This is a genomic window from Polyangium mundeleinium (genome assembly GCF_028369105.1).
Classification (GTDB): domain Bacteria; phylum Myxococcota_A; class Polyangia; order Polyangiales; family Polyangiaceae; genus Polyangium; species Polyangium mundeleinium.
Map to the genome: position 1 here is coordinate 9,360,434 of NZ_JAQNDO010000001.1, position 15,443 is coordinate 9,375,876.

Genomic DNA, 15,443 nt, shown 5'->3' on the forward strand with positions numbered 1-15,443 from the left:
CCGGGCGCCGCCCTCGCGAGGCCGCGTGTGCGGCCGCGCCGGTCCGTGATAGGCTCGGGGCCTCGCCATGCCGGAACCCTTGAAAAACAGGTTTACCTTCGAGCTCGGCACGCCCGAGGGCACGCTGCGCGCGAACCTCGCCATCCCGGCCGAGCCGATGCGGCTCGCGGATCTCTCGCGGCTGGTGATGCCGCTCGACGACCAGATCGTCGCGCTCGGCGTCAAGAGACACCTGCCGACCCTCGGGGCGATCTCGTGCAAGAAGGGCTGCGATTCCTGCTGTTACCAGCTCGTGCCCATCTCGCCGCCCGAGGCGTTCATGATCCACGATCTCGTGGCGGCGATGCCCGAGGCGCGGCAGGAGGAGGTGCTCACGCGGGTCGTCGACGCCGAGGCAGCGCTCGAATCGTTCGGGCTCGACGAGGCCTCGTTCTCGGGGATGGCAAACGACGACGCGCTGCGGAAGTTGCTCATCGAGTGGCATCACCAGAGCGTCGCGTGTCCGTTCCTCGAAAACGGCGCGTGCACGGCGTACACCTCGCGCCCCTCGGGCTGCCGCGAGTATCTCGTTACGTCGCCGGCGGAGAACTGCACGAAGCTCGGTGAGGCCGTGGTCCGGCGGATGCCGGTCTCGATTCGCATGTCGCTCGCGCTCTCGCGCGTGGCTGCCCGCCTGCTCGGCGGCGAGCCCACGATCTTCCCGCTCACGCTGGCCATCGGCTGGGCCGAGGCGCACGAGGAGGAGGGCCAGCGCCGATTCGACGGCTTCATGCTGGTGAACATGCTGCTGGAGGAGCTTTCCGGGGGAAACCCCGCGGACAAACCGTCCTGATCGGGGTTCGTCCGCGGGCCGGGGCGGGGTGGGATCAGGGCGTCACGAGGCCCGTGAACATGGTGGCGTTCGTGCTTCGTGGCGCGTTCTTGAACGGGGCCGCGAAATCGTCGTTGTCACGCACGGTGGCCGAGATCTGGATGAAATAGAATTTCCCGGGCTGCAGGATCCCCTCCGGGAGGGTCACGTTCGGGCTCTTGACGTACACGTTCGCGATGGTACGGCGCGTGGAGAGCGTACCGTTCGCGTCCGTGAGGTCGGTCGTATCGACGACGCTCACGCGATACCGTGTGGGGCTGCCAAGGGCCGGCGCGGTCCACGTGATTTCCGGCGTCGTCCCGACGCCCGTCGTCACCTGATCGTACGGCGTGTCCTTACCGGCGACCTTGATGTTTTGCGGGAGGCCGAGGGTCGGCGCGAGCGGCTTGCCCGTGAGCTCCTCCACGGGCGCGGACAAGGTGAGGTTGCCGCGGAGCGACTCCGAGGTCGTTTCGGGCAGGAGCGATCGAACGTTCTTCGAGAACGAGATGAACAGGGCGGCAAACTTGTGTCCGCCCGTGAACGGGTCGCCGTAGGAATAGGTATGCGTGTAGTCGCCGGCGAGCACCATCGTCCCCGCGTCGCAGCCGCTCGGGCACGCAACCGGATCGCAGCCGGTTCCGTGGCAGGCGGGATCCGGGTTCGAATACGTGGTCCCGTGGATCGTGCTGAGGTTGAGCAGCGTGACGAATGAGCCGATCGAAGGCTCAGGCCCGATGGGCTCGTGATCGACGCTGACGCCGACGGAATGGACACTGAGCGGGGTGTTCGGAAGGAGGGCGTTGAACGCGGAGCCCTTGTAATCGAGGTCGAAGCTCTTCTGCGGCGCCGGCGCGAAGGTGCCCTTCACCACGCTCGTGCCCCCGTTTGTCATGGTGAACGGCATGGCCTGCATGGATTCGGCCGTGGCCGTGTAAGTGTAGCCGTTCCAGGGATTGCCGTCGTCGGTCTTCGTGCCGACCTGCTGCGTCACGCCGTGGACGACCGTGACCTCGTCCCCTTTGCTCGCATCGATGAGCGGCACGTCGCCGAAGAACTGGACGAACGCGTCCTGCGCATCGATTTTCCAGGAGGAGAGCTGGGTGGCTCCGTTGGCGGGGGGGTTGTCCTCTGGAGGGCTCGACGAGGGGTAGATATAGGAGAGGGCCATGCCGTTCTGCGAATAGACCTGGATCTCGTCGTCGTGCGTCAGGATGTCGCCCATGTCGTCGTACGTGGCGACCTGCATGGGCACGCCGAGCGTCGCGTCGAACGTGATGTACGTCGGCTGCGATATGGGCGTAAGATCGTGCCGGCTGCTGTAAAGATATCCGATCTCGAGCGTCCGTGCGTCGGTCGCGACGAACGTCTTGACCGGCGGCGCATTCGGGAACTGAGACGGCGGGCCCTCGAGGGCGAGGAGATACGGCCCCATGGGGACGTCGGGGATCGAGATGTTCCCGTCTGCGTCGATCGTGCCCGGGTAGGATTGCAGGGTTCCGCCCTGGTCGACGAGGGCCTCGATCTTCGTCCAGGCTTTGCTGCGCACGGTGACGTCCCCGGTGGTGGGCCGGTGGAGGTCCTTCGAGGTGCCCGTCACACCGTCGGTCGTGCCGCCGGTACCGCCATTTCCGCCATTGCCACCGGCTCCGCCATCGCCGCCGCTGGCGCCGCTACCGCCGTTCCCGCCGCTGCCGCCACTGCCGCCGCCGCCCCCACCACTGCCGCAAGCAGCCGTCGCCGCCACGGCCAGGAGGATGCCCATAGAAAATAAGCTGTAGGTTCGCATAAGTGCTCCTTACAGCCAGGGATGGTAGCGACGCCTACGACCACGCGGTAGGAATTTCGCGTCCAGGGCATGAATCGGACGCTCCGCCCACCGCGGATTTCATCGACCGAGCATGAGCGCCTCATAAGGACGTAGCACGGCCTCGCCCTCACGAATCGGGAGCGGCGCGGGGTAGCTGGAAACCAACGGGACGTGACAATCCCCTGGGATCCGCACGCGCCTCGTGGCGTCGTCGAAATGGAGGAGCACGTCGACGACGTCGTCGCCGAACGTGCGGCGATAAGCGAGGACCTCGGGCGGGAGCACGTGCTCGGGGTAGAGCTCGAGCGAGCCGGCCTGGAGCGCCGGGTGTTCTTTGCGGAGCCGGAGCAGGCGCTTGTAGCAATGCAGGATCGAGGCGGGATCACGCTCCTCCGCCTCGACGTTGATGGTCTCCGACGCTGGGTGCACCGGCAGCCAGGGCGCGACGCCGGGGACCGTAAAACCCGCGTTCGGCGCGGCGGACCATTGCATCGGCGTGCGGCAGGCGTCGCGGTTCAGGAGGACGCCCGCCGCGTGGAGCTTTCGCGCCACGATATCGGGGAGGAACCGGTACATCCGCGCGAGCGGGTCCTTCGCGGTGGCAAGCGGTAAATTGAGGTCCCGCATGCCAATTTCCTCGCCGTAATAGACGAACGGAATGCCGCGGGCCGTGAGCTGCACGGCGGCGCTGAGCTTCTCGCGCTCGGGGTGGTAGCCGAGCCGCTCGCCGCGCCGGGAGCGATCGTGGTTGCCGAAGACCCACGTGGGCACGAGCGGCGCCGGCATCTCGCGCTCGAATTCGAGCACGAGCTCGCGAAACCCCGCCGCCGTGAACGGCGCGCGCATGGCCTTGAACAAAAAGACGCTATGAAGGCCGTCGCCGCTGTCGACGGTCGGGGGGTCCGCTCCGGCTAGCGGAGCTACCCCCCCGACACCCCCCTCGCAATACCGGCGCAGCGTGCTCGGCTGCCCGAAGACCTCGCCGACAAGAAAACGCGGCGGATCCTGGAACTCGTTGGCGACGCGCCGGAGTGTGCGCGCGAAGGCAATGGTCTCCGGGTGGTGGAGCGTGCGCCGGTAGGATTGCAAGAACCCGTCGGGGTCGTCCTCGCTCGGGAGAAGGCGGGTCGAGAAGGGGTTGTCCTCGAACCATTCGTCCTTGAAGATCGCGTGGAAGATATCGAGCCGGAGGCCGTCGAAGCCAAACGCGAGCCACCGCCGGACGACGCCGAGCATGGCCTCCTGGACCTCGGGGTTGCGATAATCGAGGTCGGGCTGGAACGGCAAGAAGCTCGCCCAGTACCATTCTTGCGTGCGTTCGTCCCAATGCCAGCCGCGCGGCCCGACGAGCGAGCGCCAGTTGTTCGGCGGCGCCTTCCCGCCGGGCTTCCTGCCGGGCCGCCAGAGGTACCAATTTCGTTTCGGGTTCGTCCGGCTGGAACGGGACGCGCGAAACCAGGGATGCTCGATCGAGGTATGGTTCAGGACCATGTCCGCGAGGACGCGCATTCCACGCGCGTGGGCCTCGTCGAGCAGACGCCGGACGTCGTCCCGCGTGCCGTACTCGGGCGCGACAGCGTCGTAATCGGAGACGTCGTAGCCGAGATCCTGCTGGGGGCTGCCGTAAAAGGGGCAGATCCACAGCGTCTCGACGCCGAGATCCCGGAGCCAGTCGAGCTTCCGCACGATCCCCGGCAGATCCCCGATTCCGTCGCCGTTCGTATCGAGAAAGGAGCGGGGGTAAATCTGGTAGACGGTCGTCCGTGCCCACCAGGGCGGAAGCTCGGGCCCTTGCATGTCGTTTTACATCCCGCAGGCGGGGAACTGCCCCTGGCCGGGCGAATCGCCGGCCTCAAGGAAGGGGATCCCGCTGTCTTCGAGCACGCTGCCGTAGACGTCGGTCACGCGGATCGTGTACGGCCCCGGGCCCATGCCGTTGTCCTCGACGAAATAGTTGTAATCGAGCCTCTGGACCTCGTGCCAGGCGCCGTCGTCGCTCTTCCACTCGAATTTGGCGATGGCGTTCCGGTGGTTGCGAATCTGCACCGCGGTCCACCACTGGTTCGAGCCCTCCTTGAAATGGTAACGGATCGGCCCGGCGCCGTCGCAGGGGACGAACTGCCACGAGATCGGGATGCGGCCCTTTTCGAGCGGCGCGAGCAAGGCAAAGGCGTCGGGCGAGAGGTCGATGTCGCCGTGCACGCACTCGGGGCAGAGATCGACGATACGCACGGTGACCTCGCCGTTCGGCCCTGTGAGATGCGCGCAAGCGCCGCAGACCCCCGAATTCGCATAATCCTCGGCGTTCATGGCGCCGACGAGCAGCGGCGAATCCGAGGAGACATCGAAGCTGCACGCGCCGGAGCCGGTCGCGGCGTAATAGGTGCCCTCACCCTCGAAGGTCGGCGCATTGTCGCAAGCGCCGAACCCGGAGCCGGTGCTGCCCGCGCCCGCGCCGCCGTTGCCGCTTCCGCCCGCACCCGCGCCGCTGCCGCCGTTGCCGTTGCCGCCGTTGCCGTTTCCACCGCTTCCGCCGTCGCCGTCTCCGCCGCCTCCGCTTCCGCCGCATCCGACCAGGAGCGCAAGAGCAGCCGCGAGGCACACGCCATAGGAAAAGCGCAACGTCCCGATCGTTCGATAAGACATGGCAGGACGGTACCACCCTGGCCGAGCGCCTGTCCATCCGGCAGGAACTTGGCCCGCGCGTCCGAGGCCTGTTAGCGGGCCGTTCATGCGGGCCTCATCGTTCCTCGCCACCGTGGCCATCACGAGCCTCGCGACGGGTTGTCCGTTGCTCGAGCCGACCATGAGCCAGGACGTGGCCTCCCCCGCGCCGGATACGCTCCCCAAAACGGCGCCGCTGCCCGCCCTTGCCACGCCGGTGCCGGCCCCCGCGCCGCCCCCGGCCCCGCTGCCGGCCGCAGCACCCGCGGCCGCGCCGCCCGCCGAGGCGACCGTGGATACGCCGGATCTGCCGCCGGATCCGGCCGCGCCCGCGAATCTCGCGCTCACCGAGCCGGAGGCGCCCGCCCTGCCCGAAGAGCCGGAAGAGCCCGTCGAGCCGACAAAAGAGCCGCCGAAAAAGCCCGAGGCCGAGGTCTTCGAGCTCGCGAGTGTCGCAAAAGAAACCTGGATCTACGCCGAACCCCGCTGGCGGAGCCGCCGCATCGGATACCTGCGGGCCGGCGCGATTGTCACGCGCGACGAGAAGCCGAAGAGCCGCGCGAATTGTGAAGGCGGCTGGTACCACATCAAGCCCCGCGGCTACGTGTGTGTCGGGACGAACGCGACGCTCGACATTCATCACCCGGTGGTGGAAGCCGCCGCGACGCGGCCCTCGCGCGAGGGTTTGCCCTACACGTATGTGATGTCACGCAATCCGTCGCCGCACCTCTATGCGCGCCTCCCGACCGACGCCGAGCTGCGCGTCGTGGAGCCGGATCTCGCGAGCCACCTGCGCAAAGTCACGCAGACAGCGCTCGATCCGCAGTTCGTCCCGCTCCCGCCGCCGGATCCCACGCCAGGCGCCCTGCTCTACGGCTTCGCGGCGCCGCCGCTCGCCGGCGTGTCGCGCGGCGCGAACACGCTCGTCGTCGGGCGCGCCAAGGGCCGGTCGGGGTTTGCCTTGCTGTCAACGTTCGATCACGAGGAGCGTCGTTATGGCCTGACGACGGAGCTCGCCGTCCTTCCGCTCGATCGCACGCGGGTCGTCCGGACGTCCCCGTTCCAGGGTTTGCCCCTCGATGAGGCGACCCTGCCGGTGGCCTTCGTGAAGAGCCGGCACGCTATGCGGTATACGTCCGCGAACGGCGGCCTCGGCGGGGCCACGAAGCTCGGCCACCGCGAGGCCGTGCCGCTCACGGGGAAATCGATGCGTTCCGGCGGCGCTGCATACCTCGAAGCGCGGGACGGATCGTGGGTGCGCGAGGATCAGGTGGTGCGCATCGACCCGATGACGCGGCCGCCGGGCTGGGCGCTCGCGGGGCAGAAATGGATCGACGTGTCGATCCTGAAGCAAAGCCTCGTGGCCTACGAGGGGACGAAGCCGGTCTACGTGACGCTCGTGAGCACGGGCGCGGACGGACTCGGCGACCCGAAAAAGACGCATTCGACCATCCAGGGCGTCTTCCGCATCCACACGAAGCACGTGAGCGTCACGATGGACGGCGACGAGGTGGGCGACGAGTTCGACCTGCGCGACGTGCCGTTCGTGCAGTACTTCAACGAGGGATACGCGCTCCACGCGGCCTACTGGCACGACGATTTCGGGACGCCCCGGAGCCACGGCTGCGTGAACCTCGCGCCGAGGGACGCGGCGTGGCTGTTCGGCTGGACAACCCCTGAGGTGCCCGCAGCGTGGCACGCGGGGCTCTCGCTGCGGAGCGGGACGGTCATCTATACCCATCCGTGAGCCCGCCGAAGCGGCCTCGCTGGGACGTTGCCCGATACGCGGGGTCGATGAACTGCGCGGACAAAAAAGCGAAAACATCGAGCGGCTCGCAAACCGCTCGATGTTCTCGAGGTCCAGGGCTTGCCCTGGTTCGGCGGGATCCAGGCGGCGCGCCAGTGCGCGCGGCCCGTGATCAGAGGCAGGCGGAGATGTCGAGCTCGCCGATGGCGAACGGCCGCTCGCTCTGATCGTAGACGTTCGCTTCGTTGGTCGACGTCACGCTCCAGCCGTAGGACAGGATTTCGCCCGTCACCTCGTCCGAGTAAATTCGCAGGAAGGCCGTGCCGGGGATGTTCGCCGTGAAGACGCCGCCGACGCGACGGCTGTCGGGGTACGACGCATTCTGGCCGTGCTCGCTGCCCGTCGAGTCGGCGATCGGCAGCGCCCACTGCTTCTGCCCCGTGCGGTACGGCGTGTAGTACCCGGCCGGCGGCGTGATGTCGATCGGCTCGCCGGTGATCACGGCGGCATGGCCGGTGTACGACCCGGTGGCGTTGATCGCGAAGATCTGGCCCGCGTCGATGTCCGCGATGTTCGTGATCTCGACGAAGTTGTGGCCCGCGTCGATGTCTTCGTACCACTGCGCGGCGCTCAGGGTCGAGAGTTCGAAGCAGTACAGCCACTGGCTGTTCGTCCAGGCGAGAGCGTTCTTGACCGCCTTGGTGACGAAGCTGCCGCCATTGCCCGTGTTCGTTGCCGAGGTCACGAGGGCATTCGCCGCGGTGGCGATGGAAGCGTTGAGCACGGGATCGGCATTCGCGTCCGAGGGGAAGCAGAGAGCCGTCGCGACCGCAGCAGCACCAAAAAGACCGAGCTTATTCATGTTCACACCTCAGGAGGAACGACCGCGGTGGTCGTCAGGAAAGGGAACGATGGCCAACCGGCGAGTGGGCATCAGGAAGTCGGGATATGCGCACTCGATAGGCGGAGCGTGTATATACACCTGCGTCAACGCAAAGGCTATAGTGGTTGTGGGGGGGGACGTTATTTTCATTCGCCGTCGAAGCGAAAGCACCTGCCGGACACGCTCGCCCCAATGCACGGCGTCCGCGCGTCCCTCGCGTACGTCGTGCGGCTCACGTCCCGCTTGCACGTGTGGTACGCTTGGCGGGCTCGTGGCGAGCTTGGCTGGATGGGGTCAAATGAAAAACGCTCCCAGGAGGGCGCGTCTGTGGGGCGCGCCCTGGGAGCGTTGAACCACGCGACTTGGCGCGTGGATGGGATTGGTTCAGGGGCTGACGGTGAGCTCGCCGATGGCGAACGGCCGCTCGCTCTGATCGAAGACGTTCGCGTCGTTGGTCGACGTCACGCTCCACGAGTAGGAGAGGATCTCGCCCGTCGTCGCGTCCGAGTAAACCCGCAGGTACGCCGTGCCGGGGACGTTCGCCGCGAAGCCGCTGGAGCTGCGACGGCTGTCGGGGTACGACGCATTCTGGCCGTGCTCGCTGCCCGTCGAGTCGGCAATCGGCAGCGCCCACTGCTTCGTGCCTGTGACGTACGGCGTGTAGAAGCCGCTCGGCGGCGTGATGTCGATCGGCTCGCCGATGATCACGGCGGCATGGCCGGTGTACGACCCGGTGGCGTTGATCGCGAAGATCTGGCCCGCGTCGACGTCGTTGATGTTGTCGACCTCGACGAGGTTGGTGCCCGCGGTGATGGCTTCGTACCATCGCGCGGCGCTCAGGGTCGAGTAGGAGAAGTAGTACAGCCACTGGCTGCTCGACCAGCCGAGAGCGTCCTTGACCGCCTTGGTGACGAAGCTGCCGCCATTGCCCGTGTTCGTCCCCGCGACCACGAGGTCCAGCGCCGCGCCCGAAACATCGCCATCACCGGTGGCCCGCGCGTCCGAGGAGAAGCAGAGAGCCGTCGCGACCGCAGCAGCACCGAAGAGACCGAGCTTATTCATGTGCGCACTCCAGGAAGAAACGACCGGCTTGGTCGTTATGACAGTGGAACTATGAACAACCGAAGAGTGGGCATCTTCCAAATCGTGGGATGCGCACTCGATAGGCGGCTCGTGTATACCTCATCGTCAAGGGAAAGGTCAAGCGGCAATCTGGAAATCGATACGCGTCCAAACGGCCCCTCACCCGGGTGCGTCAGCAGCAGGAAACCGACATGATGCAGTGCGCCATTGCCGTGGACACGTCCGAGGAAGGGGGGCTGGGGAGGCCAGGTGCATATAAGGAATGGGGGGCCGCCCGGAGGGGACCGTCGCACGGCCGCAGCGGACACCCCACGCGAGCCTGCGTGCGATCTCGATGACACGCAGGCCCCGGGACGGGAGCGGAGGGCGGCGGCTTCCCTGTTCCAGGAGTGGCGGGCTCGGGCCCGGGTCGGCGCTTCTTGGTACCGCGGGCAGGGCGCGGACGGCGACGGCGACGGGGGGCTCGGCCTAGCCTCCACCCCCAGCCTCACGCTTCCGCGCATAGAGAAGCCGCAATGCATTCACTGCGCCAATATGGTACACGGTATTGTGCGCCTCCGCTGGAAGCGGGGCATAATGCCATGCCAGACCCGAAGGCGCATGCCGGCGCAGGATTTCGGCGAGCTGCTCGGTTTCCTTCGTGTTGTCCTCGACGCCGCCGACCGTCAGGTACAGCGTTTTCCCCAGCACGGCCAGGCTCTTCAAGCGCGGCTCGGCCTGCCTTAGCACGAAACCATCATTCCACCACAGGCTCGGGCTCACCGCGATGTACGTTCCGAACGCGCCCGGATCCTCGAACAACGTCTCCAGGACAAAAAGCCCCGCGAGCGATTCGCCCATGAGGCCCCGCTCCCCGCTGGTCCGATAGTCACGCTCGATCCGCGGGACGAGCTCGCTCGTCAGGAAGGCGCGGAACCGGGACGAACCGCCGACGCGCGGCGCGATCGCCTTGTCCTTCTCGTTCTCCGTGGGGCCCGTCAGGTCGCGCCGGCGCTCGGTATTCTCGATTCCGATGACGATCACCGGCTCCATGATCTCGTTCGCCACGGAGACCTGGACGATGCCGGTGATATGATGAAAATCCTCCGCCACGCCACCGTCGAGCAGATAGACCACGGGGTATCGCTGGCTGCTCTCCGTGTAATCCGGCGGCAGATAGACCGTGATTCGACGCGGCTCGCCGAGCTCCGCCGAGTCCATGACGAACGATTGGCCAATGACGATGGCCCCCGGCGGCGCGGCAGCGGGGCTCGGCACGGGAACGCGCGCGGCGCAGCCGAAGAGGGTCAGGCAGGAGCCGAAGGTCACCGCGGAGAGGAGATGGCGCATGCGGCGCCCACCATACCCTCGCCGGTCGAACCCGGAAAGCCCGTGTCCAGGTCGACGCCTCCCTGCATCGTCCGCCATCCCGAAAATGTTTCGCCTGCACCAAATTGCCGTGCGCATGCTGCACGAGCAGGATCGGCGCGAATCGGGCAGTGGCTGCACAGGCCTTCGATTCGTCCGGCGCTCCTCTGCAAGGATACGGGCGTGGCCTCCGTTTTGCCAGGGCGCCGTTCTCGTATCTTTCAGCACCAAGGAGCTTCTCGTGGCCACCCATCTTTCCGTTCCTGAAGCCATCGCCAATGACGTCCGCCGGATCATCGCGGAGACCCTGCGTCTGCCCATGGAGCAGGTCTCGCTCGACGCGCGGCTCGACGAGGCGCGCCTCGGCATCGATTCCCTCGGGCTCATCAAGCTGAATGTCGCGCTCGAAGAGGCCTTCGACATCACGCTGCCCGATTTCACCACGCCCGAGCAGCCGCACATCCGCTCCGTCGGCGACGTGGCCGCGCTCGTGGCCGACAAGGTCTCCGCCCAGGCGAACGGAGGTGCACGATGATCTCCCCCGCGCACACGCGCCCCGAGCGCGAGGCCATGGAGCGTTCGCCCGCGGAGCAACGCGAGCACGAGCGCCGCGTCGTGGCCGAGCATTACCAGCACGACGTCGAGATCTTCTCGATGGTCCTCGATAGTCGCCTTGCCTATGCGACGGGCGTCTTCGTGCGCCCCGACGAGGACCTGGAGACCGCCCAGGCGCGCAAATTCGCTCGCATCCAGGCCAAGCTCGACATCCAGCCCGGCGAGCGTGTGCTCGACGTCGGCTGCGGCTGGGGCAGCAATCTCTTGTATCTCGCCGAGCATACGAAAGGAGAGTTCTTCGGGATCACCCTCAGCGAGCGGCAACGCGAGGAGGCGCTCCGCCGCGCGCGCCTCGCCGGCGTCGCGGATCGCGTGCACATCGACGTCCGGCACGTGGAGGATCTCGCCCTCGAGCCCGCCTCGTTCGACGTGGTGCTCTTCAGCGGCAGCATCGTCCACATGCACAACCGCGAGGAGATTCATCACGCGGTGGCGCGGCTCCTCCGTCCCTCGGGGCGCCTGCTCATCTCGGATTGTTATTATCCGGCCGAGCACCGCGGCGATCGCGAGAGCACGGCGACGGATTACATCTTCGTCGAGGCGCTCGGGTATTGCCGCCTCGTCCACCTCAGCGAGGAGCTCGGCTTCATCGAGCGCGCGGGGCTCGACATCTCTCACGTCGAGGACCTCACGAGCTCCTACGCGCTCACGCTGGAGCGCTGGATCGACAACGTCCGCAAGAACCGCCGCCGCATCGAGGCGATCTCCCCGGGTTTTTCGCGGCTCTTGCAGCAATACATGACCGTCGCCAAGCTCTCGTTCGCGCGGCGCACGGCGCTCGAATACATGATCCTGGCGACACGAGGACGGCCGCGGGTCGAGGTCGCGTCGTTCCCCATCGCCCCGCCCGTACGCGAAACGGGGGAGCGATGAGCACGAGGACGATCGCCGGGCTGCTCCGCCGCCGCGCCGAATCGATGAGCGAAGATGTCGCGATTCGATTCAAGGAGGAGGCGGGTTTCGAGGCGTGGACCTGGCTCCGATTCTGGGAAGAAGCGGTACGCGTCGCAGCCGGGCTCCGGGAAGCCGGTCTGCGCCCGGGCGACCGCGTGCTCGTGCTCGTGCCCGAGGTCAAGGCCGCGGTCACGACGCTCTTCGGCATCTGGTCGCTCGGCGCGGTGCCCATTCCCATCGGGCTCCCGTTCCGGCTGACCGATATCGAGCGGTTTCTGGAGCAGCTCCGCACAACGGCGGAAAAACTCTCCGCGCGGGCGCTCGTCACCTCGCGCGCGCTCTCGACGTTCGCAGGCGCGCCGGGGGCGATCCGGGTCCTTTGCGCGGAGGAGCTTTCGATGGCGCCGCACGGGTTCTCACCCGATCCCGACGCGGCTCCCGGCCCGGCGTTGATCCAGCTCACGAGCGGGAGCACGGGGCACCCGCGCGGCGTCGTCCTCGGGCACGAGCGGCTGATGCTGCACATGGCGTGCATGAGCGAGGCGCTGCCGAGCCACGCGGAATCGGTGGCCGTCTCGTGGCTGCCGTTGCATCACGACATGGGCCTCATCGGCGGGCTGCTTTTTCCTTTTTACAATGGGTTCGTCGCGAACATGCTGGCGCCGCAGGATTTCCGGGCGCGGCCACTCGCCTGGCTGGAGTCGATGTCCTCGCTGCGGGCGACGATCTGCGCGGCGCCGCCCTCGGCCTACGCGCTCGTCCTGCGGCTCGCGCGGCGCGCGGCGGAGGCGGGGCTCGACCTTCGGCCCTGGGAATGCGCGATGATCGGCGCGGAGCCCATTTCCCCCGGGCTCTTGCAGCGTTTCGCCGAAGCCTTCCGGCCTGTGGGCTTCCGCGCCGAGGCCTTTTTCCCGGTGTACGGGCTCGCCGAGGCCACCGTCGCCGTGACCTTCCCGAAGCTGCTCGCGCCGTCACGCTTCGCCGTGGTGGATCGCGAATCGCTGGAGCGGACGGGGCGCGCCGTCCCGACCGAGCCAGGTGCGCACGCGCTCGAGCTCACCTGCGTGGGACGATCGATTCCGCAAACGGACGTGCGCATCACGGGCAAGGACGGTGAGGTCCTGCCCGAGCGGCAGGTGGGCGAAATCGAGGTCCGCGCGCCGACCCTGATGCACGAATATCTCGACGATCCGACGGCGACCGCGGCGGCTTTCCGGGACAGGTATCTGCGCACCGGGGACCTCGGGTATCTCGACGCGGGCGAGCTTTTCGTCACGGGGCGGAAAAAGGACCTCATCATCAAGGGCGGGCACAACTTGCTTCCTTCGGTGATCGAGGAGATCGTTTCCGAGGTCGAGGACGTGCGGAGCGGGTGCGTCGTGGCAGTCGGCGTGCGGGCGGAGGCGGACGAGACCGAGCTCGTGTACGTGATTGCGGAGACGAAGCTCGATCAAGGCGCCCACGACGCGCTCGGCGAACGGGTGCGCGCCGCGCTCCTCGCGCGCGGAATCGGGGTCGATCGGGTGATGTTCCTGGCCCCCGGGAGCTTGCCGAAGACCACGAGCGGCAAGCTGCGGAGGCGCGCCGTCGCGGAGGCGCTGGCGCAAGGACGCTCGCTCGAATCAACCTGAGCGACGCACGACGAAATCGGAAACCCTCTCCATCATCGTTTCCAGGTGCTCCGCGAGGGAATGGTTTGCCCTGGGGATCACCTCCAGCGTGACCGGGCCGGGCAGCTCGCGCGCGAACGCGCGGATCACGTCGACGTCGCCCCATTCGTCGTGTTCGCCCTGGACCAGGAGCAGCGGCTTTCGTGACTCGCGGAGATAGGAGAAATCGTAGACGTTGATGGGAATCCCGATGCCGATCAGGGCCTTCACGCGTGGATCCTCCGCGCCGGCGCGCAGGCCGACCCACCCGCCGAAGGAGTAGCCGGCGACGAGGAGGTGGGGGTGCTCGGGGGCGAGGAAATCGATCGCCGCGCGGGCATCGTCCACCTCGCCCGCGCCGCCGTCGTAATGGCCCTCGCTCGCCTCGACGCCGCGAAAATGGAAGCGCAGGACCGTGGCCCCCGCGGCGTGGAGGGCGCGCGTGGCCCGGGAAACGACCTTGTTGTAGAGGGTGCCGCCGGAGTGCGGGTGAGGATGGCAAACCACGGCCGCCGCCGCAGGGCTCGGGTGGCGCCGGAGCACGGCCTCGATGCGGCCGGCCGGGCCGGGAAGGAAAAAGGTGCCATCGGGGGGGCGCATGCCGTTTCCATAACACGTGGATTGTCGCGCTCGGGAGCCACGCGCCGCGACGCCCCCTTCCCCGCGCTCGCCATCCGGGCTACACACGCCTCCGACCATGACTGCCCAAGAGCCGCTCTCGCTCGACGCCCTCACCGCCATCGACGGCCTCCTCACGGACGAGGAGCGCATGATCCGCGACACCGTGCGCAGGTTCGTGCGCGAACGGTATCTGCCGCGCGCCGCCGAGCTCTTCGCGAAGGAGCAGTTCGCGACCGACCTCATCCCCGAGATCGCCTCGATGGGCCTGCTCGGCGCCTCCCTGAAGGGATACGGGTGTGCCGGCATGAATGCCATCTCCTACGGGCTCGCGCTCGGCGAACTCGAGTACGGCGACAGCGGGCTCCGGAGCTTCGTCAGCGTGCAGGGCTCGCTCGCGATGTACCCGATCTGGCGCTTCGGCTCCGAGGAACAGAAAAACAAATATCTGCCGAAAATGGCCGCCGCCGAGCTCATCGGCTGCTTCGGCCTCACCGAGCCCGATGCCGGCAGTGATCCCGGCTCGATGAAGACGCGCGCGCGGCGCGACGGCGATTCGTACGTGCTCACGGGGACGAAGATGTGGATCACGAGCGCGCCGATCTGCGATCTCGCCGTGGTATGGGCGAAGGTCGACGACGGCGACGCCGCGTCCATCCGCGGGTTCATCGTCGAGCGCGGCACGAAGGGCTTCGAGACGCCCACGATCCACGGAAAGATGAGCCTGCGCGCGAGCCCGACGGGTGAGATCGTGCTGAACGAGGCGCGCGTGCCCAAGGAAAACATGCTGCCCGGCGTGGCAGGGCTCAAGGGGCCGCTCTCCTGCCTCACGCAAGCGCGGTTCGGCATCTCCTGGGGCGCGCTCGGCGCCGCGCGCGCTTGTTACGACGCGGCGGTCTCGTACACGCGCGAGCGCGTGCAGTTCGGAAAGCCCGTCGCGGCGAAGCAGCTCGTGCAGGAGCAAATCGTGGAGATGGCCATGGACATCGCGAAAGGCCAGATCCTCGCGCTGCATTTCGGGCGCCTCAAGGACGCCGGCAGCATCACGCCCGTTCAGGTCTCCTTCTGCAAGAAGAACAACGTGGGCCTCGCGCTGCGCGCCGCCCGCAAGGCGCGCGGCCTGCTCGGCGGCAACGGCATCCTGCTCGACTACCCCGTCATTCGGCACGCGCTGAACCTGGAGAGCGTCTACACCTACGAGGGCACGGACGAGGTGCACACGCTCATCCTGGGCAACGCGCTGACCGGCCATAACGCATTCTGATATCTCGCCCAAAAAGAAT

Annotated in this window: 13 protein-coding genes; 6 read left to right on the forward strand and 7 right to left on the reverse strand. The window is 67.4% G+C overall.

From position 1 onward, the window contains the following. The first annotated feature begins 67 nt into the window (after window positions 1-67). Window positions 68-832: a YkgJ family cysteine cluster protein gene (locus tag POL67_RS37065; RefSeq protein WP_271925366.1), complete on the forward strand. Its 765-nt coding sequence runs from the start codon at window positions 68-70 to the stop codon at window positions 830-832. Between the two features lie 34 nt (window positions 833-866). Here the strand turns inward: POL67_RS37065 and POL67_RS37070 are convergent, their stop codons facing one another. The 3 genes from POL67_RS37070 to POL67_RS37080 form a co-directional block, all read right to left on the reverse strand. Continuing rightward, on the reverse strand, window positions 867-2,639 hold the full coding sequence (locus tag POL67_RS37070; RefSeq protein WP_271925367.1) for a hypothetical protein: 1,773 nt from the start codon (window positions 2,637-2,639) through the stop codon (window positions 867-869). Window positions 2,640-2,738: 99 nt separating this feature from the next. Then, window positions 2,739-4,457, reverse strand: coding sequence for an alpha-amylase family glycosyl hydrolase (locus POL67_RS37075; protein ID WP_271925368.1), 1,719 nt, complete (start codon window positions 4,455-4,457; stop codon window positions 2,739-2,741). Between the two features lie 6 nt (window positions 4,458-4,463). After that, window positions 4,464-5,306 carry an expansin EXLX1 family cellulose-binding protein gene (locus tag POL67_RS37080; RefSeq protein WP_271925369.1) on the reverse strand — a complete coding sequence of 281 codons (843 nt, stop codon included), beginning with the start codon at window positions 5,304-5,306 and terminating at the stop codon, window positions 4,464-4,466. 85 nt (window positions 5,307-5,391) lie between these two features. Between POL67_RS37080 and POL67_RS37085 the strand changes: the two genes are divergently transcribed. Continuing rightward, the gene (locus POL67_RS37085) at window positions 5,392-7,071 is read left to right on the forward strand and encodes a L,D-transpeptidase (protein WP_271925370.1); all 1,680 of its coding nucleotides are present in this window, start codon (window positions 5,392-5,394) and stop codon (window positions 7,069-7,071) included. A gap of 172 nt (window positions 7,072-7,243) precedes the next feature. On the opposite strand, the gene POL67_RS37090 is transcribed toward POL67_RS37085, so the two are convergent. The 3 genes from POL67_RS37090 to POL67_RS37100 all read right to left on the reverse strand — a co-directional run bounded on the left by POL67_RS37090 (window position 7,244) and on the right by POL67_RS37100 (window position 10,366). Beyond that, window positions 7,244-7,933, reverse strand: coding sequence for a hypothetical protein (locus tag POL67_RS37090; RefSeq protein ID WP_271925371.1), 690 nt, complete (start codon window positions 7,931-7,933; stop codon window positions 7,244-7,246). A 405-nt stretch (window positions 7,934-8,338) separates the two neighbouring features. After that, window positions 8,339-9,016, reverse strand: coding sequence for a hypothetical protein (locus tag POL67_RS37095; protein ID WP_271925372.1), 678 nt, complete (start codon window positions 9,014-9,016; stop codon window positions 8,339-8,341). Between the two features lie 489 nt (window positions 9,017-9,505). Further along, window positions 9,506-10,366, reverse strand: coding sequence for an alpha/beta hydrolase (locus POL67_RS37100; protein WP_271925373.1), 861 nt, complete (start codon window positions 10,364-10,366; stop codon window positions 9,506-9,508). 259 nt (window positions 10,367-10,625) lie between these two features. On the opposite strand from POL67_RS37100, the gene POL67_RS37105 reads away from it, so the two are divergent. From POL67_RS37105 to POL67_RS37115, 3 genes are read left to right on the forward strand one after another with little or no spacing between them, the layout of a single operon-like run. Then, complete coding sequence (locus POL67_RS37105) at window positions 10,626-10,919, forward strand: acyl carrier protein (RefSeq protein ID WP_271925374.1); 294 nt, start codon at window positions 10,626-10,628, stop codon at window positions 10,917-10,919. Next, window positions 10,916-11,872: an SAM-dependent methyltransferase gene (locus POL67_RS37110; protein WP_271925375.1), complete on the forward strand. Its 957-nt coding sequence runs from the start codon at window positions 10,916-10,918 to the stop codon at window positions 11,870-11,872. The genes POL67_RS37105 and POL67_RS37110 overlap by 4 nt, the downstream gene beginning before the upstream one ends. Then, complete coding sequence (locus POL67_RS37115) at window positions 11,869-13,524, forward strand: AMP-binding protein (protein WP_271925376.1); 1,656 nt, start codon at window positions 11,869-11,871, stop codon at window positions 13,522-13,524. The genes POL67_RS37110 and POL67_RS37115 overlap by 4 nt, the downstream gene beginning before the upstream one ends. On the opposite strand, the gene POL67_RS37120 is transcribed toward POL67_RS37115, so the two are convergent. Next, on the reverse strand, window positions 13,516-14,142 hold the full coding sequence (locus tag POL67_RS37120) for an alpha/beta hydrolase (protein WP_271925377.1): 627 nt from the start codon (window positions 14,140-14,142) through the stop codon (window positions 13,516-13,518). The two genes, POL67_RS37115 and POL67_RS37120, sit on opposite strands and share 9 nt — an antisense overlap. A 97-nt stretch (window positions 14,143-14,239) precedes the next feature. Between POL67_RS37120 and POL67_RS37125 the strand changes: the two genes are divergently transcribed. Beyond that, window positions 14,240-15,424, forward strand: a complete 1,185-nt coding sequence (locus POL67_RS37125; protein WP_271925378.1) for an acyl-CoA dehydrogenase family protein — start codon at window positions 14,240-14,242, stop codon at window positions 15,422-15,424. Window positions 15,425-15,443 lie beyond the last annotated feature (19 nt).